Annotated in this window: 29 protein-coding genes; 13 read left to right on the forward strand and 16 right to left on the reverse strand. The window is 65.9% G+C overall.

Annotated features, from left to right (window positions below):
- Positions 1-446 precede the first annotated feature (446 nt).
- Together BKA03_RS10940 and BKA03_RS10945 are read right to left on the reverse strand one after the other, a co-directional pair.
- A complete protein-coding gene (locus tag BKA03_RS10940; protein ID WP_062073976.1) occupies positions 447-704 on the reverse strand; it encodes a type II toxin-antitoxin system RelE family toxin in 258 nt (85 codons plus the stop codon).
- A gap of 3 nt (positions 705-707) precedes the next feature.
- Complete coding sequence (locus BKA03_RS10945) at positions 708-968, reverse strand: type II toxin-antitoxin system Phd/YefM family antitoxin (RefSeq protein WP_062073977.1); 261 nt, start codon at positions 966-968, stop codon at positions 708-710.
- Positions 969-1,256: 288 nt separating this feature from the next.
- On the opposite strand from BKA03_RS10945, the gene BKA03_RS10950 reads away from it, so the two are divergent.
- Entirely contained in the window at positions 1,257-1,793 is a 537-nt protein-coding gene (locus tag BKA03_RS10950; protein ID WP_062073978.1) for a type IV toxin-antitoxin system AbiEi family antitoxin domain-containing protein, read from the forward strand.
- A 193-nt stretch (positions 1,794-1,986) separates the two neighbouring features.
- Here BKA03_RS10950 and BKA03_RS10955 read toward each other — a convergent pair whose 3' ends face one another.
- Both BKA03_RS10955 and BKA03_RS10960 read right to left on the reverse strand, forming a co-directional pair.
- On the reverse strand, positions 1,987-2,691 hold the full coding sequence (locus BKA03_RS10955) for an alpha/beta fold hydrolase (RefSeq protein ID WP_152649451.1): 705 nt from the start codon (positions 2,689-2,691) through the stop codon (positions 1,987-1,989).
- A 65-nt stretch (positions 2,692-2,756) separates the two neighbouring features.
- The gene (locus BKA03_RS10960; RefSeq protein ID WP_062073980.1) at positions 2,757-3,548 is read right to left on the reverse strand and encodes an alpha/beta fold hydrolase; all 792 of its coding nucleotides are present in this window, start codon (positions 3,546-3,548) and stop codon (positions 2,757-2,759) included.
- 62 nt (positions 3,549-3,610) lie between these two features.
- Between BKA03_RS10960 and BKA03_RS10965 the strand changes: the two genes are divergently transcribed.
- Complete coding sequence (locus tag BKA03_RS10965) at positions 3,611-4,021, forward strand: MarR family winged helix-turn-helix transcriptional regulator (protein WP_062073981.1); 411 nt, start codon at positions 3,611-3,613, stop codon at positions 4,019-4,021.
- Positions 4,022-4,091: 70 nt separating this feature from the next.
- Here the strand turns inward: BKA03_RS10965 and BKA03_RS10970 are convergent, their stop codons facing one another.
- Positions 4,092-4,367 carry a hypothetical protein gene (locus BKA03_RS10970; RefSeq protein WP_062073982.1) on the reverse strand — a complete coding sequence of 92 codons (276 nt, stop codon included), beginning with the start codon at positions 4,365-4,367 and terminating at the stop codon, positions 4,092-4,094.
- A 37-nt stretch (positions 4,368-4,404) separates the two neighbouring features.
- Entirely contained in the window at positions 4,405-5,064 is a 660-nt protein-coding gene (uppS, locus tag BKA03_RS10975) for a polyprenyl diphosphate synthase (RefSeq protein WP_062073983.1), read from the reverse strand.
- Positions 5,065-5,608: 544 nt separating this feature from the next.
- On the opposite strand from uppS, the gene BKA03_RS10980 reads away from it, so the two are divergent.
- The 3 genes from BKA03_RS10980 (at position 5,609) to BKA03_RS10990 (ending at position 8,570) form a co-directional block, all read left to right on the forward strand.
- On the forward strand, positions 5,609-6,961 hold the full coding sequence (locus BKA03_RS10980) for an NRAMP family divalent metal transporter (protein ID WP_202965699.1): 1,353 nt from the start codon (positions 5,609-5,611) through the stop codon (positions 6,959-6,961).
- A gap of 293 nt (positions 6,962-7,254) precedes the next feature.
- Entirely contained in the window at positions 7,255-7,818 is a 564-nt protein-coding gene (locus tag BKA03_RS10985; RefSeq protein WP_238579349.1) for an RNA polymerase sigma factor, read from the forward strand.
- Positions 7,815-8,570, forward strand: coding sequence for a hypothetical protein (locus tag BKA03_RS10990; protein WP_062073984.1), 756 nt, complete (start codon positions 7,815-7,817; stop codon positions 8,568-8,570). The genes BKA03_RS10985 and BKA03_RS10990 overlap by 4 nt, the downstream gene beginning before the upstream one ends.
- A 47-nt stretch (positions 8,571-8,617) precedes the next feature.
- Here the strand turns inward: BKA03_RS10990 and BKA03_RS10995 are convergent, their stop codons facing one another.
- The 5 genes from BKA03_RS10995 to BKA03_RS11015 all read right to left on the reverse strand — a co-directional run bounded on the left by BKA03_RS10995 (position 8,618) and on the right by BKA03_RS11015 (position 13,157).
- A complete protein-coding gene (locus BKA03_RS10995; protein WP_062074392.1) occupies positions 8,618-8,998 on the reverse strand; it encodes a type II toxin-antitoxin system RelE family toxin in 381 nt (126 codons plus the stop codon).
- A 64-nt stretch (positions 8,999-9,062) separates the two neighbouring features.
- Positions 9,063-9,350 (reverse strand): type II toxin-antitoxin system Phd/YefM family antitoxin, encoded by a 288-nt coding sequence (locus BKA03_RS11000; protein ID WP_062073985.1) that lies wholly within the window; start codon positions 9,348-9,350, stop codon positions 9,063-9,065.
- 116 nt (positions 9,351-9,466) lie between these two features.
- Positions 9,467-10,183 (reverse strand): purine-nucleoside phosphorylase, encoded by a 717-nt coding sequence (deoD, locus tag BKA03_RS11005; protein WP_062073986.1) that lies wholly within the window; start codon positions 10,181-10,183, stop codon positions 9,467-9,469.
- An 88-nt stretch (positions 10,184-10,271) separates the two neighbouring features.
- A complete protein-coding gene (katG, locus tag BKA03_RS11010; protein WP_062073987.1) occupies positions 10,272-12,614 on the reverse strand; it encodes a catalase/peroxidase HPI in 2,343 nt (780 codons plus the stop codon).
- A gap of 39 nt (positions 12,615-12,653) precedes the next feature.
- Positions 12,654-13,157: a Fur family transcriptional regulator gene (locus tag BKA03_RS11015; protein ID WP_062073988.1), complete on the reverse strand. Its 504-nt coding sequence runs from the start codon at positions 13,155-13,157 to the stop codon at positions 12,654-12,656.
- A 246-nt stretch (positions 13,158-13,403) separates the two neighbouring features.
- Here BKA03_RS11015 and BKA03_RS11020 point away from each other — a divergent pair, with 246 nt between their 5' ends.
- The 8 genes from BKA03_RS11020 (at position 13,404) to BKA03_RS11055 (ending at position 18,312) form a co-directional block, all read left to right on the forward strand.
- Positions 13,404-13,691: a hypothetical protein gene (locus BKA03_RS11020; RefSeq protein ID WP_062073989.1), complete on the forward strand. Its 288-nt coding sequence runs from the start codon at positions 13,404-13,406 to the stop codon at positions 13,689-13,691.
- A 172-nt stretch (positions 13,692-13,863) separates the two neighbouring features.
- Entirely contained in the window at positions 13,864-14,382 is a 519-nt protein-coding gene (locus tag BKA03_RS11025) for an acyl-CoA thioesterase (protein ID WP_062073990.1), read from the forward strand.
- A gap of 201 nt (positions 14,383-14,583) precedes the next feature.
- A complete protein-coding gene (locus tag BKA03_RS11030; protein WP_062073991.1) occupies positions 14,584-14,895 on the forward strand; it encodes a hypothetical protein in 312 nt (103 codons plus the stop codon).
- A gap of 72 nt (positions 14,896-14,967) precedes the next feature.
- On the forward strand, positions 14,968-15,306 hold the full coding sequence (locus BKA03_RS11035) for a PadR family transcriptional regulator (protein ID WP_062073992.1): 339 nt from the start codon (positions 14,968-14,970) through the stop codon (positions 15,304-15,306).
- The gene (locus tag BKA03_RS11040) at positions 15,303-15,929 is read left to right on the forward strand and encodes an HAAS signaling domain-containing protein (protein WP_062073993.1); all 627 of its coding nucleotides are present in this window, start codon (positions 15,303-15,305) and stop codon (positions 15,927-15,929) included. Before BKA03_RS11035 ends, BKA03_RS11040 begins: the two co-directional genes overlap by 4 nt.
- A 47-nt stretch (positions 15,930-15,976) precedes the next feature.
- Positions 15,977-16,792, forward strand: coding sequence for a COG4705 family protein (locus BKA03_RS11045; protein WP_238579350.1), 816 nt, complete (start codon positions 15,977-15,979; stop codon positions 16,790-16,792).
- 77 nt (positions 16,793-16,869) lie between these two features.
- The gene (heR, locus tag BKA03_RS11050) at positions 16,870-17,628 is read left to right on the forward strand and encodes a heliorhodopsin HeR (RefSeq protein WP_062073994.1); all 759 of its coding nucleotides are present in this window, start codon (positions 16,870-16,872) and stop codon (positions 17,626-17,628) included.
- A gap of 48 nt (positions 17,629-17,676) precedes the next feature.
- Entirely contained in the window at positions 17,677-18,312 is a 636-nt protein-coding gene (locus BKA03_RS11055; protein WP_062073995.1) for a DUF4328 domain-containing protein, read from the forward strand.
- On the opposite strand, the gene BKA03_RS11060 is transcribed toward BKA03_RS11055, so the two are convergent.
- The 5 genes from BKA03_RS11060 to BKA03_RS11080 form a co-directional block, all read right to left on the reverse strand.
- Complete coding sequence (locus BKA03_RS11060; RefSeq protein WP_062073996.1) at positions 18,309-18,965, reverse strand: DsbA family oxidoreductase; 657 nt, start codon at positions 18,963-18,965, stop codon at positions 18,309-18,311. The two genes, BKA03_RS11055 and BKA03_RS11060, sit on opposite strands and share 4 nt — an antisense overlap.
- Before the next feature lie 305 nt (positions 18,966-19,270).
- A complete protein-coding gene (locus BKA03_RS11065; RefSeq protein ID WP_062073997.1) occupies positions 19,271-19,714 on the reverse strand; it encodes a 2-oxo-4-hydroxy-4-carboxy-5-ureidoimidazoline decarboxylase in 444 nt (147 codons plus the stop codon).
- Between the two features lie 207 nt (positions 19,715-19,921).
- The gene (locus tag BKA03_RS11070) at positions 19,922-20,440 is read right to left on the reverse strand and encodes a COG4315 family predicted lipoprotein (protein WP_062073998.1); all 519 of its coding nucleotides are present in this window, start codon (positions 20,438-20,440) and stop codon (positions 19,922-19,924) included.
- A 136-nt stretch (positions 20,441-20,576) separates the two neighbouring features.
- Positions 20,577-21,536 (reverse strand): SseB family protein, encoded by a 960-nt coding sequence (locus BKA03_RS11075; RefSeq protein WP_062073999.1) that lies wholly within the window; start codon positions 21,534-21,536, stop codon positions 20,577-20,579.
- Between the two features lie 202 nt (positions 21,537-21,738).
- Positions 21,739-22,956, reverse strand: coding sequence for an amidase family protein (locus BKA03_RS11080; protein ID WP_238579351.1), 1,218 nt, complete (start codon positions 22,954-22,956; stop codon positions 21,739-21,741).
- Positions 22,957-23,113: the final 157 nt, after the last annotated feature.

Raw genomic sequence — 23,113 nt, forward strand, 5'->3', positions numbered from 1 at the left:
GGGTAGGTCCGTCTGGCGGAAGGGGCACATGCGCACGGCTCAAACCCGTGTGCCGCTCCGCGTCCGGAACCGCACGCCGGGATGGACACGTTGGGGTTGGCGGCTACGGTGCGATCATGTGAAGGTCAGCGCGCCAGAACATGACGGGCAAGGTGGCGGTATCAAGGAGTGGAAGTAACGAGGATCCGTGCAGAACTTGCGGCTCGCCAGCGCGACGCCCACCTGTTCAGATGCCAAAAACGATAAATCAACCGGGTGCCACCCTGAGGCTTATCCGCCGATACACCAAACCAGAATGTCCCACGAACACCCACAACGCCACCATCGTGCAACGCGTCTGGATCATCGCCCCCGACGCGACGCCTGGCGCACACCGGGTGGATTAACGACAGGCCGGGTTGGCGACTTGGGTTCTCCCGTTGGGCCCGCCTATCCGCTAGCGGAGCCTACGCGCGGTACACCTCGCGCCTGTGACCCACCGCGACTACTGTCACCACCAGCACGTCGTCGAAGATGTCGTAGATCACGCGGTAGTCACCGATCCGGGTGCGCCACGCAGTGGTCTCACCGGCGAGTTTGATGGCGCCCGTTGGCCGAGGGTTGCTCGCCAGTTCGCGGACGCGAGCCTGGATGCGAGCCCTGTGCTCGCGAGGGAGCTTCCGCAATTGGCGCGCGGCCGCCGTCGTGAACTCGACGCGGTACACGAACTACCCCAGTTCTCGGTCGAGTTCCTCAAGTTGCACCCGTCCACCATCGTCGGCCGCCTTGGCCGCGCGGTATGCCTCGACATCCGCCGCCATCTCCAGGCGCTCCAGGGTTTCGAGGTCTTGCTTGCTAATGAGCACCGCCGCAACCTTTCCGTTCCGCGTGAGTGCCACGCGCTCGCCACCGTACGCCACGTGTCCGACAACGTCCGAGAACTCGGCGCGGAACTCGCGACTACTGATGCGGCGACCAATGGTGCTCATGTGTACATAGTTTACGTTGTGTACACACGCGACGCAATGGCGGTCCGGCACTTGGCGGGCCAGCGGCTCGTGCGACTCGGCGCATATCTGGCTTTGAGACTCGCGCAGCGTCAGCCACACGCGCCGACAGCGCTGCAGGGTCCTCGCTGCGTTCGAGGTTCATGCGTACAGCATCGTCCATCGTGACCAATGGTGGTCTTACGCGCACCATGCTCGGGTGGCACCGCGAACCCGTTGCCCTACGATATGCGCTTGTCACAACACTACCGTTTTCGGTATAGTTGTGACATGGCCTCAACTACCAAGTACCGAGACGTCGTGCGCGAGATCGCGCTCGACCACTACGGGTATGTCACCACGAGGGACGCGGCCGAGGCTGGCGTTCCCGCGGGTGAGCTTCCCAAGCTTGCCGCGCGCGGCGGCCTGGAGAATGTCGCCTACGGGCTGTACAGGGTCGCCGACGTGCGCCCCACCGAGTTCGACCAGTTCGCCGAGGCACTCCTGCGGGTGGGCGAAGGCGCCTACCTCCACGGCGAGTCGGTCCTCGCGCTCTTTGGGCTTGCCGACGTCAACCCTCGGAAGATCAAGGTCGCCGTCCCCAGGCGTGCTCGACCCACGCTTCCCCCCTCTATTGAGCTGAGCCAGGTGACGGGCGACGGGCGCACCGTGTTCTATGAAGGCTTGGCGTCGCAGCCGGTAGCGGACGCCATCCTGGAGTGTCGTGGCCTCGTCGAGAGCACACGCCTGCTGGCGGCTGCGAAGCAGGCCCGGGCAGAGGGCCTGCTGACCACGGCCGAGTGGAAACTGGTGCAGAAAGGACTCTGACGGTGACGTACGACGACGCCCCACCAAGCGTGCGCTCGCTTGAGCAGCGGCTCCGCAACCGGGAGGGGAACGACGACCTGGGCCACCAACCTCGTCCAGCGCATCGCGGCGGCCGGGACTTAGATCTCCGCGAGCGGCTCACCCGACCGCGGAGCGGCAGAGGCGAACAGTTCGATCGCGCAGAACCGGCAGATCAAAGTTGCGAATGAACCCGATCAAGAAACGCCCCGACGGCTGCGTCGACCGCGCCTGGCTGCTCGGCGAACAGGAAGTGCCCGGCGTCGGCGATCGTCACCAGCTCGGCGCCAGGAATGGCGGACGCGATCTCCGCGCCCATGGCGAACGGTATGAGTCGGTCGTCGGCGCCGTGGATGACGACGACCGGACAGGTGATCGTGGGTAACAGCGTGAGGGAATCGGCGCGAGTGATGACGGCGCGTTGCTGCCGCAGGAACGCGTCGGCGCCCACTGCGCGCGCGGCCCTCCGCCAGGTCTCCAGCAGCGACGCGTCGTTCTCGTGCTGCTTCGCGACGATCACACCGAATACCGCGTCGACCAGTGCGTCGAACCCTCCGGCCTCCACCATCCGCGACTGACCTTCCCGCGACGCCACCTGCGCCGAGGTGTCGGCCCGCGCCGTCGTGCTCACCAGCGCCAACGCGGCAACCCGATCCGGTGCCTGACGGACTACCTCGAGGGCGACGTAGCCTCCCATGCTCGCCCCCAGCAGCGCGAACTGCCCAGGAGCATCGTCCAATATCCGCGCGGCCATGGCGGAGATGCTGTCGTCGCTGCGAGTGTCGGCCAAGGTGACGGCACCGCGGCTCCAGGCGGTGTCAATGATCGGCTCATACACAGAGGGGGAACACATCAGAGGAGGAACCAGGATTGTCTGCACCGCTCGATTGTGTATGCGACGACCGACACCCGCAAAAACGCCACACACAGGGCCTACAGCGGGAGTTACTCGCCGACGAACGCCCTGAGCGCCTCGAGCAACACATCCGGGGTCTCCATTTGCGGCACGTGCCCTGTTTGCGGAAGCACGTCAAAGCGCGCGCCGGGGATGGCCGCCGCGAAGGCACGACCATAGTCGACATCGGCGATGCGATCGGCCTCGCCCCACAGCACCAGGGCGGGAACCGCGATGCCTGCCAGACGCCCGAGCAGTGTGGCATCGGACATCGATCCGCCATACAACGCGAGCGTCGCGCGGTTGCCCGCCAAGACCTCCGCCACGGCGGGAGGAAGAGTCGCCGGGTCAACGCTTGGCGCCTTTGACGGGTCATACCAGGCATGTTGAGTCAGTTGAGCGGGCGTAAGGCCGGAGGCCACAGGGTGGCCTGCGACCTCGATCCCCACCGAATCCACGAGTGCGATGCGGCCCAAGCGCTGCGAACCTCGCACCGCGAGCTCGGCCGTGATCCATCCGCCGATGGAGTTGCCGATCACGGTGGCGTCCTCGAGCCCCAGCGCGTCGAGAAGCCCGGCGTAGACCTCGGCCAGTCCGACCACCGTCGTCAGTGCCTCGGGGCGGCTGGTGCCGCCAAAGCCAGGGTGAGTCGGCACGATGACGCGCGTGCCCGTGGCGTCGGCGAGGAGATCCGCGAAGCCGGTGACCGAGGCCGGCCCCGCGCCGCCATGAAGGATGACGACTGGTCGGCCTGTGCCGCGCTCGTCTGCGTTGAACAGGACTGCGCTGAGTGGCACGTCGCCAAACGAGGTGCCGATGGTGAGAGAGATGGGGTTGCTCATGACTTCACGCTATATCATCATGTTTATATAAGCAAGTGGACTCGATGCGATACGATGAGCCCATGGCGATGTCTCTCCCCGAAATCGGGCTATCCGTGAAGCGCTTGCAGGTCAAGCATCACCGCGCCGCGACCGAGGCCCTGGAACCGCTGGGGGTGACGCTCGTGCAGTGGGATGCGCTCCGGCACCTGCATGCTCACCCCGGCGCATCGCTGCACGATCTCGCGGTGTTGACCTTTCAGACCGATCAAGCGTTCGGCACGCTCGCGGCGAGGCTCGAGGCCCGCGGCCTGATCCGACGCGTGAGCGGGGCGGGGCGCGCGATCCGCCCCGAGCTGACGCCAGAGGGCGAGCGCGTATTCGTCGCGGGGAGCGCCGTGACAGAGAAGGTGGTGCGCGAGTCGTTCTCGGTGCTCGATGCGGACGAGACGGCCGCGCTCGGCCGGATGCTGGCGAGACTCCTCGCCCACTAGCGCGGGGCACTCGTGACCCCGTTTGGGCGAGCCGCTCCAGTCGTCGTCCAGCTGCGCGCGCCGTGCAGTCCTAACCCGTCCGCGCCGCGTCGGCGAGCACGTCGATCGCCGCGTGGGCCGTCGGCGCCGAAACCCCCAGCGCGCGCAGGACTACCTCGTCGGTGACAACGGGATGGGCGTGGAGAATCTCGGCGAGCCGCCAGGCGGAGGCGCCCTTGCGCGCCCAGACGCGCTGTCGCCACTCGTCGGCGAAGGGGTGGATCGTTTCGAATTGCGCATGCGCGAGCGCGAGATGCGCGATTACGGGGGCTTCGGTGCGACCCACGAAGGTGACGGGGTCCGCCATCCCGGCGGGTACTCGGCCTTGGTGCGAAGGCGCCCAGCTAACCGCCCAACGTGATGTCTTGGCGTTGATACCATTCCAAAGCCCTATAGAACTGCTCACTGTCGTAGTCGGGCCACATCTCATCCACCACATAGAAATCCGCGTAGACCGACTGGATGGGCAAGAATCCACTCAGCCTTCGCCCGCCGCCCCAGCGAATGATCAAGTCGATTCTCGAGATATCCGCGGAAGCCATGCCGTCGACGATGTTGCCACTTGAGGCGGTGGCGCCGTCCCGCGCGGAGTAGTTCAGGTCCCAGTTCCAGCCGTAGTTGACCAAGAAGTTGACCTTGATGCCACCGCGCCCAAATCTGGTTCTCTCCGTGTACGGCAGCAGTGCCTTTGGGAAGAATTTCGACTCAGTGTTCCCGATCACCAGCAAGTCCGCATCCTTGTTCGCCAGGTATTCAACGGCGTCAACACATGCCTTCTGAAAGGCCTTGATCTGCACGGTTGGGCGCTTTGTGTTGTCAACTGTGAATCCGTACAGGGTCAACTCTTTGATTCCCAACTCCAAGCACATCTCGTACAGCTCGAGTCCTGGGCGAAGTCCGGATTCATATCCGTCCTGCTTCCGCAGCCCCTTGTGCTTAGCCCACCTTCGATTGCCGTCGGGAATCACGCCAATGTGCTGTGGGATCCGACTAAAGCTCTTCATTGCGGCCTCTCGCGTATGCCGGCGACGGGCCGCCCGCTGCCCCTGATCCGGCCGGGGCGAAGCCGCATGTCATGCCGCTGTCGTACCGCTACAAGGCTGGCGTGGCATGTCCGAGTGGCGTCGCTACACCACATCACCGCTCCCCGGCGGCGAAGCCGACTGCGGTCCTGCGGATTGTCGTGCCACCCGGATTGCCGTGGCATGGAACCCATCTTGCCATGACAAGCGTCCAAGGCGGGTCGCCGCGAGTACCGGACGCACCCGTTCCTTGACGGCCGATTCGGCTGCTGGACTCTGTTCTCACCTCAGTACAGGTCTTCCCTCTCGATCGGGGTGAGGTATCCGATCGCGGAGTGCAGCCGACACTTCCTTAGGTAGCGGCATGACTCCCATCCTTTCGGGGAATCAAACCCTCCACCAAACCCGCTGTGATCCAGACAGCCTTCGTGGCTAAATCTCCGGAGATTCCTGCTCATGCCAAGGAATCGTCCGACCATACTCTCGCCAGCGTCGAGCGCCCGGGCCAGGTGCTTACACTGAGCCCGTGACGACCGCGCCGCGCGCAAAGTCCGCTAACCCGGCTGGCGGTTCCGGCGCGACGCCAGAGGCCCGCCCTCGCGTGAGACGCGTGGGGCGTCTGCTGCGGATATTGGGGCCTGGCCTCGTGACAGGCGCGGCCGACGACGACCCGTCGGGTATCGCCACCTACTCACAAGCCGGCGCCCAGTTTGGGTTCACGACCCTGTGGACGATGCTATTTACGTTCCCTCTGATGGTCGCAGTTCAGGATGCGTGCATGCGCATCGGTGCGGTGACCGGCAAGGGGTTAGCGGCGATCGTGCGGGAGCGGTATCCGAAGTGGGTGCTCTACCCGATCGTGCTTCTGGTGGTTGCGGCGAACACCTTCAATATCGGCTCCGATATCGGTGCGATGGCGGCGAGCACCAAACTCCTGGCGCCGGGGGTTCCTCTTCCCGCGCTGGCGATCGGCTTCTCAGTGATGATCGTGCTGCTTGAGGTGCTGGTGTCGTACAAGGTCTACATCCGCATTCTCAAATGGCTCGCGCTGGCCCTGTTCTCCTACATCGGAACGGCGTTCCTCGTCACCGTCCCCTGGGGAAAAGCGCTGCAGAACACAGCGATCCCGCATGTCGAATTCAACAACAACTTTCTGTTCATTGTCGTGGCGATTTTTGGCACCACAATCTCCCCGTACCTGTTCTTCTGGCAGACCAGCAACACCGTCGAGGATGAGATCGCGGAAAAAAGGGTCGGGAAAAACGGCGGAGTACCGAGGATCAGCAACCGCTACCTCAGACGGTTACGGGTAGACACCGTCATTGGCATGTTCTTCTCCAACATGGTGGCCTGGTTCATCATCCTCGTCGGTGCTGTAGTGCTGAACGCCGCCGGTGTTGTCAATATTGTCACTGCCGCGGACGCGGCCAAAGCGCTCCGCCCGCTAGTGCACAGCTTCCCCAACTCCGGCTACCTCGCCCAACTCATCTTCGCTGTGGGCGTCATCGGAATCGGGCTGATGAGCATCCCGGTCCTTGCCGGTTCGTCCGCCTACGCGATTGCCGAAACGTTCAAGGTACGGGAGGGTTTGTCCCGCAGGTTCAGCCAAGCCCGCACCTTCTACCTCGTCATCATCGCCGGGACCTTAGTTGGTTTTGGAGTGAACTTCATCGGCCTTGACCCGGTCAAGGCCCTCGTACTCACTGCCGTGTTCAACGGGATCGTCGCCGTCCCACTGATCTACCTCATCGTGCGACTCTCCAGCCGCCACGATGTCATGGGCAAACAGGCCAGTGGGAACTGGTCGAAGTTGGGCCTGTGGGCCGCGTTCGCGATTATGGGCAGCGCAGCAGTCGCCCTCCTCATCTCATTCCTGTGAAACCAGCCAGCTGCGGATCTGGTGGATCTCATGTGGCCACATCGCCGCGATCACGGCAACTCTTGCCGAGGAGGTCGGCGGGTCTCAGGTGGCACTGGGCCTGAGTTCGCAGTGGAAGGTTGGCAAGGGCAACTACGGCGAGGCAGCTGCCACGCCAGGGTTCGCCGTATGAGGGGCCGGGGAAAGTGAACTTGCGTCCATCGCATCCGCGGATTGTGACTTCGTGGTCCGACCCCAACCCTTTTCGCGTGCCGCTGCGTTTATGCTGACATGAGCGATCGGGGGGCGAGGCAGTGAGCGCGTGGAGGAGCCTGCTCGATCAGTTGATGCGCGAACGCGGGCGTGCGCTCTTCGGCTATGCGTACGCGCTCACGGGCGACCGGTATGACGCAGAGGATCTGCTTCAAGACGCTCTGGTGCGCGCCTTCCGGGGCGGCCGCACCGCATCCTCGCTCGACGCCGCGCACGTCTACGTGAAGAGGGCCATCGCGACTGCGTTCATCGATCGCTCGCGTCGGGCCGCGGTACGGCCGTTGATTTCGGGCACCGGTGGTGACCTGCAGGACTGGGTGTGGGCCCTGCCTGCCGCCCCAGATCATGCAGGCGACGTCGGGTCCGCGCTGGATCTGCAGTCTGCGCTACTGACACTTGCCCCGCGAGAGCGGGCCTGCATCGTGTTGCGCTTCATGGACGACCTCACGGTCGGTGCCGTGGCGGACACGTTGGGCCTCACGCCAGGAACCGTGAAGCGCTACCTGTCCGATGCGAAGGAGAAGCTGCGCGCGTTGCTGCCGGGACTCGACTTGGACGACTTGGAGACCGTGGCGATCGAGACGCGGGATGGGAGTGGACGATGAGCGACGCAAGGGACGCATTCCAGAATCTTCAGGCCGTCACCGGTCGAGGCTTCGATACGACCGCGCTGTATGCGGACTGGGACGAGGTGGAACAACGCATCGCGCGCCACCGCACCGGCCGCGTGGTGCTCTCCTCCTTCGTGGCGCTAGCCGTGGTCGGCGGCGTGACGTTCGCAGCCATGGCCATGCCGTTCGGGGGGGACGCCAGCCCCGCGGTTCCGGCCTCGGCAACTCCGTCGGCGTCGGCGTCGGCGACGGTTGAATCCAGCAAAACGGACCAAGCGCCCCCGGATGTTGCTCCGACGCAGGCCCCGGCGATGTCCTTGTTCGGCGAGCCCTACCCCGCCGGGGTCTCCGCGCCAAGTATCGCCTACCTTGCGGCAGGGGATCTGGGCGGCAGGTACATCTCCGAGACCGACACCGAGTACATCATCGGTCTTCTCCGCCCCGATCCCAAAGACGGTCACACAGTGGAGGTCGGCGTTCCGTTCCCCAAGGAAAGCGTGTTGATCAGTTCCGCGACCGATTGGGAGTGCGCCTGGTTGCACGAGTACGTGCAGGCCACCGAGGCAAACGACGCAAATCGGGCAGCAGCGGCCCTTGCTCAAGTGCAGAAGTTCCCCGACCTCGAGGTGGTCCAGACGTACTATCCCGATATTGGCGAGATCTCCCGCGCCCCCATAGCCAAGATCGTTGCGGGAGGGAGCATGACCGACTGGAGTTGGATCCCGGGCGGCTGCCCCAGGCCCTAGGCGGGGCCGGAGCGTGGCCAATCCGGGCGGGGCGGCACCCGCCCAGATCACACGTCGCGCTGTGGGACCTCGAAGGCCGCATCCAGCAGGTGCGTGAGCGTCGCGGCGAGACCAGGGTCCTTCGCGTACTTCTCGACTCGGAATTTGGCCTCCTCGTAGCACTCGGCGTCGACGCGGCTACCCACCACCCAGACCACGCACACCGAGCCGTCGGTTTCCACGCGGTAGACAATCCGGTACTGGCGGTCGCCCACCACGAGCTTGCGGAAGCCCGTGAGGTTGGAGCCCGTCCGGCTCCCGAGTGGCGCACCGCGCGATTCGGGGTGATCCTCGAGCTTCTTCATGGCCTTGAGGACCAACTTGCGTGCGGCGCCGTCGAGCGCGCGGACGTCGTCCTTGGCCCCAGGCGTCAACACCACCCTTGCCATGCGGGCACCCCTCCCCTTGTTCATCGCCGACGTGACTCGATCGAAGCCGCCCTGTCGAAGCTACTCAGTCGTCGAGGTCGACGCCGAACTCCGCGGCGACGTCGTCGAGCGAGTGCCGCACCCCGTCGTCGGTGCCCATTCTCGCGAGCGCCACCGACAACAGGCGCATGTCATCCTCGAGCTCATCGATCCGGTCGAGTCGCTCCATTTGGGACACGGGCACGATGGCAACCGTGGGTTCGTTATTGCGCACCACGACGAACGTTCGCCCCTGCGCGGCCTCGCTCGAGATGCGGCTGAAGTCGCGGGCGGCCACAGTCGCACTGACCATGTCGCGCGTATCGGTCTTCATGACTGATCCTCTCGTCACCGCTCACACCTCGACAGCGGTGTACGCACAATCGTACGCATAATTGTTCGCATGGCAAGTGGGCGACGCCCACCCTGCCGGAGCCGTCAGCGCGGGGGCTAGCGAGCCAGCGCCCCCAGCGCCCCCAGCGCGACCGACACCATCGCGGCAAAAGTCTTCTCGCGGCCCTCGGACGGCAGCGAGTCGCCGCGCACCACGTGGTCCGACACCGTGCCGACCATGAGCGCCTCGACGCCCTCAGCGGCCGCCACCGCGTAGAGCCCGGCGGCCTCCATCTCGACCGCGAGTGTCCCGTAGGCCGCCAGGCGCGGCACGAGCGTCGCGTCGGGGTGATAGAAGGCGTCCGACGTCAGCACCGGGCCCACGCGCAGCCTCACCCCTGCCTCGTCGGCAAAGTCCGCGGCGGCGCGCAGCAACGCGAACGACGGCGCGTGCGAATAGTGCACGCCAGGGAGACGATGCGCGGTCATGTCCGAGTCGGTGTGCGCGGCCGAAGCGGCGACCACGTCACCCAACTCGAGGTCGGGGTGGATGCCGCCCACGGTGCCGACGCGCACCAGCCGCCTCACGCCGTAATAGCGAATGAGCTCGGTCGCGTAGATGGTCGCGGAAGGCATCCCCATGCCGGTTGCCATCACCGACATCGGCCGCCCCTGGTAGGTGCCCGTATAGCCGACGATTCCACGCACCTCGGTCACCAGCCGCGCATCGTCCAGGAACGTCTCGGCGATGCGGGTGGCGCGGCGGGGGTCGCCGGGAAGCAGGATGTCGGGAGCAAAGTCGCCGTCGGCGGCAGAAATGTGAGGTGTGGGCATGCCATCGAGCCTATCCGTGGTCCGGCGTCGTGCGCCCCGGAAGGTACGCGCTCCAGCATGGCCAAGCCTGGGAGCGCGCACCCCTCGATCAGCGCAGGTCGAACCTGTCGAGTTCGGTGACCTTGCCCCAGGCCGCGACAAAGTCGCGCACGAACTTCTCCGCGGCGTCGTCGCTCGCATAGACCTCGGCGAGCGCGCGCAACTCGGAATTCGAGCCGAACAGCAGATCGACACGCGTGCCCCGGCCCACCAGCTCATCCGAGCCATCCTTGCGACCCTCGAACGCCTGCGAGCTTGGATCCAGCGGCTTCCAGGTGTTGCCGAGCTCCAGGAGCGAGACGAAGAAGTCGTTGCTCAGCACGCCTGGCCGGTCGGTGAGGACGCCATAGGGCGCACCGTCCCAGTTGGCACCGAGCGCGCGCAGTCCGCCAACGAGCACGGTCATCTCCGGCGCACTGAGGGTGAGCAGGTTGGCCTTGTCCACCAGTTGGTGCTCCTGCGGAAGCGTGGCGAGCGGGCCGTAGTAGTTGCGGAACCCATCGGCGACGGGCTCCAGGTAGTCGAACGACTCGACGTCGGTCTGCTCCTGCGTCGCATCGGTGCGGCCGGGGTGGAAGGGCACCTCGACATCGAAGCCGCCATCCTTCGCGGCCTTCTCGACGCCCGCGTTGCCCGCCAGCACCAACAGGTCCGCGAGGGACACCTTCTTGCCGCCTGCCTGGGCGCCGCTCGCTTGAGCGCCGCTGACCTGGGCGCCATCAAACGAGGCCTTGATGCCCTCGAGCACGGAGAGCACCTTGGCGAGTTGCTCGGGGTTGTTGACCGGCCAGCTCCGCTGCGGCTCCAGGCGAATGCGGGCGCCGTTGACGCCGCCGCGCTTGTCGCTGCCGCGGAACGTCGATGCCGCCGCCCACGTGGTCGACACCAGCTCGGCAACCGTCAGGCCCGAATCGAGGACCTGCCTCTTCAGCTCGGCCGCATCCGCGGCGTCGATGAGCGCGTGATCGACAGCAGGAACAGGGTCCTGCCAGATGAGCTCCTCCTGCGGAACCTCTGGTCCGAGATAGCGCGCGAGGGGGCCCATGTCACGGTGTGTGAGCTTGAACCACGCGCGAGCGAACGCGTCGCCGAACGCGACAGGATCCTCCGCAAAGCGACGCGAGATCTTGTCGTATTCGGGGTCGAAGCGCAGGGCAAGGTCGCTCGTGAGCATGCGGGGCTCACGGTGCTTGCTGGCATCGTGCGCCATGGGCACCATGTCGGCACCCCCACCGTTGATGGGGCGCCACTGATGCGCACCGGCGGGGCTGTCAAACAGTTCCCATTCGTAGGCGTACAGGATGTGGAAGAACTCGTTGTCCCAACGGGTCGGGTGGTACGTCCACGTCACCTCAAGGCCGCTCGTGATCTGGTCGTCGCCCTTGCCGGTGCCGTTGTTGTTCTTCCAGCCCAGTCCCTGCATTTCCAGGCCGGCCGCCTCGGGGTTCTCCTCCAGGTTGGAGTCGGGTGCCGCGCCATGGGTCTTCCCAAACGTGTGACCACCGGCGATGAGTGCAACGGTCTCCTCGTCGTTCATGGCCATCCGCTTGAACGTCTCGCGCACGTCTTGGGCAGACGCGAGCGGATCCGGGTTGCCGCTGGGGCCCTCGGGGTTGACGTAGATCAGGCCCATCTGCACCGCGGCGAGAGGGCGCTCCAGGTCGTGATCGGCTGAGTAGCGCTTGTCGTCAAGCCAGGTCGACTCCGAACCCCAGTAGACGTCGTCGTCCGGCTCCCAGACGTCGGCGCGACCGCCCCCAAAGCCAAAGGTGTTGAACCCCATGTTTTCGAGCGCGACATTGCCCGCAAGAACCATGAGGTCGCCCCACGAGATGGACTGGCCGTACTTCTTCTTCACGTCCCACAGGAGGCGCCTGGCCTTGTCGAGGCCCACGTTGTCTGGCCAGCTGTTGAGCGGCGCGAACCGCTGCTGGCCTGCACCGGCGCCGCCACGGCCGTCCATGACGCGGTACGTGCCCGCGCCGTGCCACGCCATCCTGACGATGAGCGGCCCGTAGTGACCGAAGTCGGCGGGCCACCAATCCTGAGACGTGGTGAGCGTCGCGGCGATGTCGGCCTTCACTGCCTCGAGGTCAAGGCTCTCGAAGGCGGACGCGTAGTCGAAGTCCTCGCCCAAGGGGTTACCGACCGCAGGGTTCTTCTTCAGGATGCACAGGTTCAGCTGGTTGGGCCACCACCGCTCGTTCGCGGATCCGCTCGTCGGGTGCGGCTGCGCGTCGGGAAGCACGGGGCAGCCGGCCTCCTCGTTCGGACGCGGACGGGTTTCGCCGTCTTCGCGCTCATCGACGGGAGTGTCGATGGGCGTCACGGCCTGGTCGACGTCGGCGGGGTTCTCGCCAACCGGGGCTGCGGGGTTCTCGTTGTCTGACATGAGGCTTCCTTTCCAAGGAATGGTGAGGTTGCGGGCCCCTCAGCCCGTGGTGGTCTGGGTAGGAGTGGTGGCCTGGGTAGGAGTGGTGGGAGTGGCGGGAGCGGCGGCCGATGCGCACGCGGCGCACATCCCCCAGTACGTGACTTCCGCCGTGTGGACCACGAATCCGTGATCATCCGACGGCGTCAGACACGGCGCGTGCCCCACCGCGCAGTCGACATCGACCACCGCGCCGCAGTGCGTGCAGACGAGGTGGTGGTGGTTGTCGGCCACCCGCAACTCATAGAGTCCGGGTTTCCCGGAAGGCTCGAAGCGGCGCACAATCCCGGCGGCGACAAAGTCGCTCAGGGCGTTGTAGACCGACTGGAGGCTTGCCTTGGGGAGCTCCGCAGTGACGCTTCGCAACACTTCGTCGGCGCTCGCGTGCGGGTGATCGCGGAGAGACCTGAGCACCGCACCCCGCGGCGTGGTGAACTTGAGGCCCGCGCCACGAATGACGTCGGCGATGCCCGCGTCGAGCGGCGCCTGCGTCCATGTGGTCATACGCCAATTATGTCACAATCTTGAGTAATTCAAAATTGAGGGCGCCGATGTTTCGGCGTGGCGCAGGGCGCAGGGCGCAGCGAACCGTCACGTAGCACACCGTGTCGCACCGTGTCCCCCACTGCGCGTCCAGAACCCCGACTGCGCGTCCAGAACCCCGACAGCGCGTCCAGAACCCCGACAGCGCGTCCGGACCTCTCACCGCGCCGTCCGGAACCCCCCGTCGGGCGTGCCAGACTGCCCATCATGGCCGTCCCCAGCCCCCGCATCGCAGAGCGTCTCGCCGCCGACTTTGGCGCCGCCGCGCCCCGCATGCTCAGCACTATGGAACGGCTCAAGGTCGCGGCCCAGGTGGATCCGGAGCGCATCCACGCCGCCATCCTGATCGCCGCGCGCGGCAACCAGACGATGTTCCAGGACGCCGTCGAGCACGCCCAGCAGGACTGGCGTGACCTGCTGGACCGCACCGGGCTGGCCGACGACGAATGGCGACGTCTGGTCGACGCCGAGTTCGGCGCGGAGCTTCCCTCCTAGCGCGAGTGGGCATGAGCGCCGACTCAGAGGCGCGCGACCCCCGCGAGTGGGCATGAGCGCCGACCCTGGAGCATGCGCCCTCCTGGTGCATGCGCGGGCGTAGCATCCAAGGGTCCCTGTCGACTCCTGACAAACTCATAGCCAGCGACATGTCCTGAGGTAATCACTACACATGAATCTGTACCTGCGCCTGATCTTCTTCCGTTTCCTGTCGAGTCGCCGCAGCCGGCTCTCCATGTGGGACACGGCCGTCACGCCCTTTCGTGTGACGCTGAGCGACCTGGACCTGCTGGGCCACGTCAACAACTCCAAGTACCCCGCGATCATGGACCTGGCGCGCATCGACCTGATGATGCGGTCCGGGTGGTGGGACAAGTTCAGGCGCAAGGGTTGGTTCCCTGTGGTGGCTGGGCAGACGATCACGTATCGCAAGTCGCTCAAGCTGGGCCAACGCTTCGACGTGGAGAGCCGCATACTCGGCATGGACGAGCGCTGGTTCTACGTCCAGCAGGTGTTCCGCCGCGAGGACACCGTCTACGCCCACGCGCTGGTACGGGTGCGGTTCCTCAAGAAGAGCAGCGGCAGCGTGGAGCACGACGAGATGGGCGAGTTCGTGGGCGGATTCCCCGACTCGCTAGACGTCCCTGAGTGGATCCGTCAATGGACTGCGGCCACCAAGGACGCCGTCTAGACCTCGAAGCCCGCGCTCGCCGTCGCCACGGCACACCCAGATGTCGAGGATGTGAATGCCGTCGCCAGTCTCCGCCGCGAGGCATCGGCGACAACTAGGCGCAATTCCACCTCCGTGCCCGGAGCCAGCGCCAGCGCCAGCCTGACGATTACTATCAAACGAGAGCAGGTTGGCTGGGCATGGCACAGACAGGGGGATGCGATGAAAAGCAGGACGCGGCTCGCGGCGGGGAGCCTCGTCGGCGTTGTCCTGGCCATAACCCTGACGGCGTGTGGCAACAAGGGCGACTTCAGCATCGACAACTCCGGCCCGGGCGACGTGACGGTGCTGACCGGTGACGAGGAGCTCATCGTCCCCGGTCAGGGTGGGCTCTCCGTTCTCGACTACGGCTGCACGCCGGGCGATGTCACGATCAGGTTTGCCTCCGGCCAGGAGGTGCTTCTCCACGGACCGGTGTGTCCAGACCAGCGCATCGTGGTCAGCGGAAGCACCGCCACCCTGGCGCCCGCCTGATTCGATGACCCGCAAACGGTTACGATCACTCATCAGTACCTTGCACCACACGCTACCTGATACGCTCGCGATATGGACAGCTCCGCAGACGCCGTTCTCACCCAGTTGCGCAAGGGCGTGCTGGAGTACTGCGTGCTCGCCTGCCTGAGGCAGCGACCGGCATACGGACTGGAATTGGCCTCGCAGCTGACCGACGCGCGCCTACTCACCAGCGAGGGCACGCTCTACCCGCTGCTGTCGCGACTGCGCAAGCAGGGCCTCGTTGAGAGCACCTGGCAGGAATCGACATCGGGGCCACCGCGCCGCTACTACCAACTCACCGACCACGGCACCACCGCCCTGGCCGCGTTTGCCGAGACCTGGAGACCGTTCAGCGACGATGTTTCCGCCATCCTGGAGGACACCCCATGAACCAGACGCCGAGCGCCGGTCTCTCTCACCCCTTGGTCGCGGCGTACCTCAGCGACCTTGAACAGGCGTTGTCGTCCGTCGACCAGCAGGAACGCATCGACACGATCGCCTCCGTGCGCGAGCACCTGACGGATGCGCTCGGGGTTGATGGGCTCGGCGCCGAAGCCGAGCCGACAACCGAACGGGTAAAGGCCGTGCTTCACGAACTGGGTTCCGTGGAGCAGATCGCCGCTTCCGCCACTCCCTCATCCGCCGCCCCCGCTTCCATTCCACCCGCGTCAACACCGCCCTCATCAGCATCGCCCACCGGACAGAAGCAAGAGGGAGGATGGGCGGCACCCGCACTCTTGGCCGCATCGATCGTGTCGCTCGTGATCCCGCTGTTCGGGGCGGTGCTGGCGATCGGCTGCCTGGTTGCCGCCATCGTGCTTCTTCGAAGCGGAGCGCCACGCCGCGGCTTCCTGAAAGCGACCATGGCGGTTTCAATCGCCACCTTGGTTGTCAACGTCTTACTGGTGGCAGGTTCCCTCGCTCTATTCAACGTCAGAAGCGACGTCACCAGCGTCCCCGGCGAGCCGGTCCCGGCTTCCGCAAGCTACGCACCCGCCCCCAGCCAGGGCTGACGCTGGACTGGCTCGTCGACCCTCATTCGTCTGCTTAAAATCGCCGGGTGAAGAACAGTCCCCAGTCATTGCCCACCCGCGTCCCCACCCTCAACGCGGCCCTGCGAGTCCCCGCAGTCACCGCCGTCTTCTGGATCGTTAAGGTACTCACCACCGGCGTGGGCGAGACCACGTCCGACTTCCTCGTGAAGACCTACAACCCCGTGCTGATGGTGCTGCTCGCCGGCGTCCTCTTTGCAGGATGCTTCTTCATCCAGATTCGCGCGCGCCGCTATGTGCCGTGGAGGTACTGGCTGTTCGTGACCGCCGTCGCAGTCTTCGGCACCATGGTCGCCGACGTCACGCACATCGTGCTGGCCGTGCCCTATGCGGTGTCCACGCCCACATTCGCGGTCGTTCTCGTTGCCGTGTTCTGGCTCTGGCGTCGCACCGAGGGCGACCTGTCGGTTCACTCGATCTTCACCCAGCGACGCGAACTGTTCTACTGGGCCGCCGTGCTCGCGACCTTCGCGCTCGGCACCGCCCTGGGCGATCTCACCGCCGTCACGTTCCACCTTGGCTACTTCGGCTCGGGAGTCATGTTCGCCGTGCTGTTCGCCGCACCCGGCATCGGCTATCGCATCGGACTGCCCGCGACCCTGAGCTTCTGGGCCGCCTACGTGGTCACCCGTCCGCTCGGGGCTTCGTTCGCCGACTGGGTCGCCGTCGAACACTCCCGCGGCGGGCTCGCGTGGGGCACCCGGCTGGTCAGCGTCATCGGGCTGCTCGTCATCGCGGCTTGCGTCGCCGGGCTGCAGGTGGCCTGGTCTCGCGCGAGGAGCGGCGAGCGGGCCGATGCCGTGGTCGGCGCCCTGCCTGCCTAGTCGGGAATCCAGCGCAACTCGTCGTGGTTGTGTACGGTCAAGAGACACGTTCAACGACGAACGACTGAGGAGACCTCATGGATGCCGCCCTGGCCAAGCTCCGACCATTCAACCTGGTAGCAGCCCTGCTTCACCTCGCGTCGATGGCGGCAATCCTGCTTCTCGCGAACGACGCCTCGCTCCCCGTGCGCGCCACGTACCTCAACGGCGCTCCCGGTTCCGACGCGTTCGGCGCGCCCGTCACGCTGATCAACATCAACATCGGCTACGCGGTGGCCGCCTTCCTGGCGCTGTCCGCGTTTTTCCATTTGCTGGTGATCTCGCCTGCGGCGTTCCCCCGTTACACGGCGGGACTGCGCCAGCACCACAACACGTTCAGGTGGGTCGAGTACTCGCTCTCGTCGTCCATCATGATCTTCCTGATACTGCAGCTCAACGGCGTATCGGACTACGCCGCGCTCGCCGGACTGTTCGCGGTCAACGCCAGCATGATCCTGTTTGGATGGCTCCAGGAGCGCTACACCACCCCGGGCGACGGGGACCTGCTGCCCTTCATCTTCGGCAGCATGGTCGGCATCGTCCCGTGGCTCATCATCGTGATCAACCTCATCGGGCCTGGCAGCACCAGCAATGCCACACCGCCAGGCTTCGTCTACGGCATCATCATGTCGCTGTTCGTGTTCTTCAACGGCTTCGCCATCGTGCAATGGAAGCAGTACCGGGCCAAGGGCAAGTGGGCCGACTACCTGCGCGGGGAGCGCGCCTACATCGTGCTGAGCCTCGTCGCGAAGACGCTGCTCGCATGGCAGGTGTTCGCGGGGGCGCTCGCCTCATAGTCGCCCTCGCGACGGGCGGCGGAAGGTCGCCAACGCTACGCTCCAAGCATGACGGCTCAGCCCACACATGTTCCGGGCACACCCACGCTGGGTGTTCCCGCGCAACGGGGCCTCGGCATCGCGATCCTGGTGGTGACTGGCCTGATCACGGCGCAGGCAATCGTCCTCGGCGTCGCGGTGGCCACGGGGAATCCATACGTCCACACAGCGGGGACGAACTTCCCCTTTGACTCGTCGGCAGGGGTCGGCCTGCTTGGGGTTCTCGCCTGGCTACTCGTGGCGCAGTGGATGGCCACCGCCGCTCGCGCCGCCGCGGCAGACGGCTACTACGTGAAGCATCGGCCGTGGGTGGCATGGTGGGGCTGGGTGATCCCCATCTGGAACCTCTGGGCGCCCTATAGGTACATGAAGGACGCGACCCAGGGCTTCCCCCTACGCTACGTCGGGCTCTGGTGGGCCGCCTGGCTCTTTGGCACCCTCACTCTCGCATATTCCGGCGAGTCCACCACCATCGATGGGGTGGTGACCCAGACTCAGACGTTAGCGTCGGCGCCGTTCAACGCGCTAGCCCTGACGGTGTCGTGGCTCCTCTTTGCGCGCATCGTCTGGACCGTAAGCCAGGGAGCCCAGGGCGCGTCCGTGAGTGGGGCGCCCACCACGACACCCCTTCCCTGGCTGCCCTAGGACGTCGCAGCGGCCTCGGCCGAGCGCGCCTCTGCTGATCGACGCAGTGCGTCCGCAAACGTGCGCACAGGCTGCGCGCCCGACACGGCAAACTTCCGGTCGAACACGAAGAATGGCACGCCGGTGGCGCCCAGCGCGGCCGCCTCGTCGATGTCCGCCTGCACCGCGTCGTCGTACTTGTCGGAAGCGAGCACGGCGCGCACCTCGTCGGCGTCGAGCCCCACCTCGACGGCCATGGCGACCAGCGTGTCGGCATCGTCCACAATGGCACCCTCGGTGAACTGGCCGCGCATCAGGCGGTCCTTCATCTCGTTACCAAGCCCGTGGTCCTGCGCCAGATGCAACACCCGATGGGCGTCACGCGTATTCGCCTGCATGTACTTGTCGAAGCGGTACTCGAGGCCCTCGGCGGCACCCAGGTCGATGAGCCGCTGGTTCATCTCGGTGATGCGCTCGGGGGTGGTGTTGAACTTCTTCGCGAGCGCCTCGCCGTGCGGCGTGTGCTGGCCGTGGGGAATCGTGGGGTCAAGCTGGAAGCTGTGCCACACCACGGCGACATCCTCGCCCGATGCCTCAATTGCGGCTTCCAGGCGGTGCTTGCCCAGGTAACACCAGCGACACGCCACATCGGACCAGACATCAACGGTGATCATGGAACCTCCAGGTGGCGCGGCTCCTGTGCCTGCGCTGAGGCTTGCCGGGGGCAAAAATTAAGGAGGTTCGCCAGGGACATTGCGAACCTCCTGCACGCATCAACCGCAGTGGTGCCAGGCGTATTCCCGCGATCCGCGCATCGGGTGCGAATCGTGCGTGAATCCCTCGCGCCACACCGCCTCTACCCGGTATGTCCTCGGCGAATTCATTAACACGTTAACGAATGCACCAAACATCACCCGATCCTCGCAACCCCCTTGGAGTCCGCCCCTGCGCGATCCGTGGGCGGTGATGTGACTGTGGCTCAGGCCGCGGCGAACTCTGCCGCGTACAGCTCGCGCAGTCGCACGAGCGCGATCCCACGCAACTGATCAGCGACCTCGGCGAGTTCCGCCGCGGGGCTGTTCTCCAGCCGACGCTCGAGTTCAGCCACGATCTGCTCGACGGAGCGGCCATCGGCGCGAATGGCGAAGACCCGGCCGTAGCGCTCCTCGTACGCCGCTAATCCCAGCTTGCCGCGGCGGTTCAGGTCGGCGTCAACGGGCGCTTCAACCGCGAGCAGCGACTCGGACATTCGCGGGACGCCGACGAGCGCCTCGTCCACCTCGGCCTCGGTGAGCGGCGTCGCAGCCGCAACGGCAGAGCGCTCAAGCCCCAGCATCGTGTCGAAGGGATGCCCCGCAAGGGCATCGGCCCAGCGCTCGACGCGCAGGCAGGTCAGCAGGGACTCACGATCGGGTTTCACCATCTTCATAGACTACTGGTGCGGGCTTCGCGCGATTGATGCCCGCCCCCTCCGGAAGTGGCTCAATCTGTACCGGTTTTTGCCCCTGATCGGCCGCCAATGGCTCAATCCGTACCGCCTCCCGACCGCCTACCGACCGCCTACCGAACGTCGCGATCGGACGGCCGGACATCGCTGACTACCAGCAACGCCCGGGCCCACCTGCTGAGGTCAGTTGCCGATCGGGTCACCTGCGGGCGAGAGCACCCACCACGCGTCGCCGACGCTCTGGCCGCTGGTTTGTCCTGGCGCCGTGTCGCCGACGTAGTAGTAAAGCGGCCAGCCGTTGAGAGTCATCTGCGGCGTACCGTCCACGCCCGTGATCATGCCCACTTGGCCAGTAATGCCTGGGAATGCTGGCTCGGACTTGGCGCCTGGTACGGCCAGCCAGTTCCTGGCGCACTGACCTGTGCAGGTGGACGCCCCGCTGCCCTGGACATCGCTGCCGTACTCGTAGACGGTCAGGCCTTTGCCGTCGACGACGATCGTGCCGAGCGACGTGACGGCCGTGCCGAGTGTGACTGCGGCATTGGTCGTACCCGCCGTCGGGGCAGGGGCGCTCGTGGCCGGAGTGTTCGCGACGAGTCCGCCAACGGCGGATTCGTCATTACCCTTCTCAGCCGAGCATGCGGACAAACCCAAAACCGCGATCGAGGCGATGGCTATGCCGACACCGAGTTTCCACTTCACGGGGGATTTCCTTTCGATCAACATGACCGCGGGCACGGTCACTGAGGAAACGACGCAAGGTCCCCCTAGGTTCACCGAATTTGCCGAACGGTCCACTATCAGGTGATTCATCCGTTCTGTCGGCCGCGGCTCGCGCCTACTCCGTCGCTGCGGGAGACTTCGTGTCCAGCGAGTACTTCTTGATTACCGCGGCACACAACTCCGGCGGGAAGTCCACCGAGCCAGCGACCGTGTTGAGCTGAATGCCGACTCCGTCCTTGACGATGGCGAAGATGTGCTTGCCCTTGACGGACATCGCGAACTGAGCCACATCGCTCGAACGAGCCGCGGCCTCGTACGACGTGGCAACGACCAGGCGCGGGATGCCATCAACCATCCCGATCACCGGGGTGAATCCGCCGCCGCCCTTGGGCTCGTCGGGGGTGGGAATCACCACCTTTGCTTCCATGAGCGCGGCCACCAGATCGTCGATGCTTGCCACACCCGACCTCACCCGATTCGCCAATCTTTCCAGGGACAATGACACCTCGCGAGACTCGATCGTCTCCCTGATCGACGCCAGCATTGGCGGGATGAGACCAAACTTTCCGGCCCCAGTTTCCACCACGAGGCCCAGGTCGGCACGCAGCGTCCCGATGACCTCCTTGCCGGTCATCGTCGCAAATTCGGGTGCGATGTCGCGCACGTGAGCGGCGGCGTCCATGGAGGTGAAGACGGCGACGTAGACCACGCCTTCGACCTCGGTCATGACCGCGCCGATCGCGGGTTTGCCATCGGCGTCGACACCCATCGGCACCTGGAGCTCGGCCGCGAGCAGTGTCTCGATGAGCGCGACGACGGACTCTTGGTCCTGACGTCCGGAGGCGATGATCGCCTCGACCACTTGGGCCTTGCTCAGATCATCGAGGTTCTCGGGCACGATGCTCGAGTCGCTGGTCACGTCGATGTCCGCCGGAGCAACTTCCGCCTCGGTCGCGGGGAGGTCGCCAGCGTCGACTGGGACGTCGTCGGCTGAGACCTCGTCGGCTGAGACGTCCGGAGTCGAGTCCGTCTCGGGGGCAGTGTGAGCGGCCTTGCGGCGGAAGAGTCGAGGCATATATACCACCGTAGCAACCACAGCGTCGGCGGCGAGCCCGTGCCGCCAGGGGTGCGCCGGAACGGATTGCGCCACTGGCGGACGATCAGGGCCCAAAACCGGTACGGATCAAGCCATCTCGATGGGAGGGGCCGGTGACACCGTGGCGGGCGTGTCGCCGGGGGGATCGGCACGGGCGCGGGCACCGGCGCGGGCGGGGAACCTACCGTTGCTGCCATTCGATGGCGCGCTCAATCAGCGCCAGGTCGGAGCCCCGCGGCCCAACCAGGCAAACCCCTATGGGGCCTGCATCGGTCATCGCGAGGGGAACTGATAGAGCGGGCCTCCCGGTGAGCCCCGCGATCGCCGTCATGCCCAGGGTCGCCTCGCGTAGGGCATTGAGGGTCTCGGCATCCGCGCCGACGCTCGGAGCGGCCGACGCGGCGGTAGGCAGCACCAACACGTCGTCGCCGAGCGCCGCATCAATTTCCGCCGCGAGCCTCCGCACGGTGACGAGACCCTTCTCCTCCCGCTCGTCAGTCACGGCCCGCGCCCACTCGAACCGGGCCTCAATGTCGGGGGCGAGCGCGCCCGGGTGGGCATCGACCCAGGCGCCGTCAGCCCGCCACGCTTCCGCGGACTGCGTGACTCTGAATGCCTCAAAAAGCTCGCGCACGGGCGGAAGGCCGACACGCACGGGGGCCTCTATTACCCCGGCGCTCGCTAGCCCTGCGACGACGTCCCTCACGGCCGCGGTGGCGTCGGGAGTGGCCGCACCGTTCACCTCCTCGCAGATCAGCACACGCGCGGAAGGCTTGGTCTCGATGCGCCGCTCGAGCCCAACCGTCGCCGTTGCGAGCATCATAAAACCGTCTCTCGTGAGCCAACCGACGGTGTCGTAACGCGGCGCGAGCGGCAGCACCCCCGCGAGCGTCACGGCGCCGTGCGTGGTCCGCAGCCCCCATAGTCCCTGGTAGGAAGCTGGGATTCGAATCGAGCCCGCCGTGTCGCTTCCGACGCCGATGTCGGCCTGGCCAAGAGCCACGGCGCTTGCGGGGCCGCTCGACGAACCTCCGGGGATCCCACCTCTCACCGCAGGATTCGGCGCGGTGCCGTAGTCGGGGTTGAGCCCCGCAATCGAGTATGCGAACTGGTCCGTCTGCGCGATTCCCGCGACGTCCGCCCCCGCATCGAGCAGCGCCTGGACGGAAGGCGCAGTCTCGAGCTCTACAGGCGCCTCGGCGAGGTACGCGCGGGATCCGGCGCCGATGCGCTGACCCGCGATCGCGAAGATGTCCTTGACGGCCACGGTGCGCCCACGCAGCGGACCGAGTCCCAAACCCTTGACGAGCGGCTCTCCCACGACTCGCCACACCCTGGTGTCCATTTCCTGCGAGGGCGCGCCGTTGCCAGGTGGGCGCACCGCTGGGATGTCAGCCATTGACTGCCTTTCGATGGGGGAACGCGGCGGTCCGGGCAAGTCAGACGAGTGAAGCCTCCCGCGTGCGGGAAATGGACAGCGCCCCACTTTGACTTCGAGATTACCGCCGCACCGTTTCCCCACCATGCGATCGGGCCGGGCGAGACGGTGGGCTACG

The organism is Demequina lutea, from assembly GCF_013409005.1.
GTDB lineage: Bacteria > Actinomycetota > Actinomycetes > Actinomycetales > Demequinaceae > Demequina > Demequina lutea.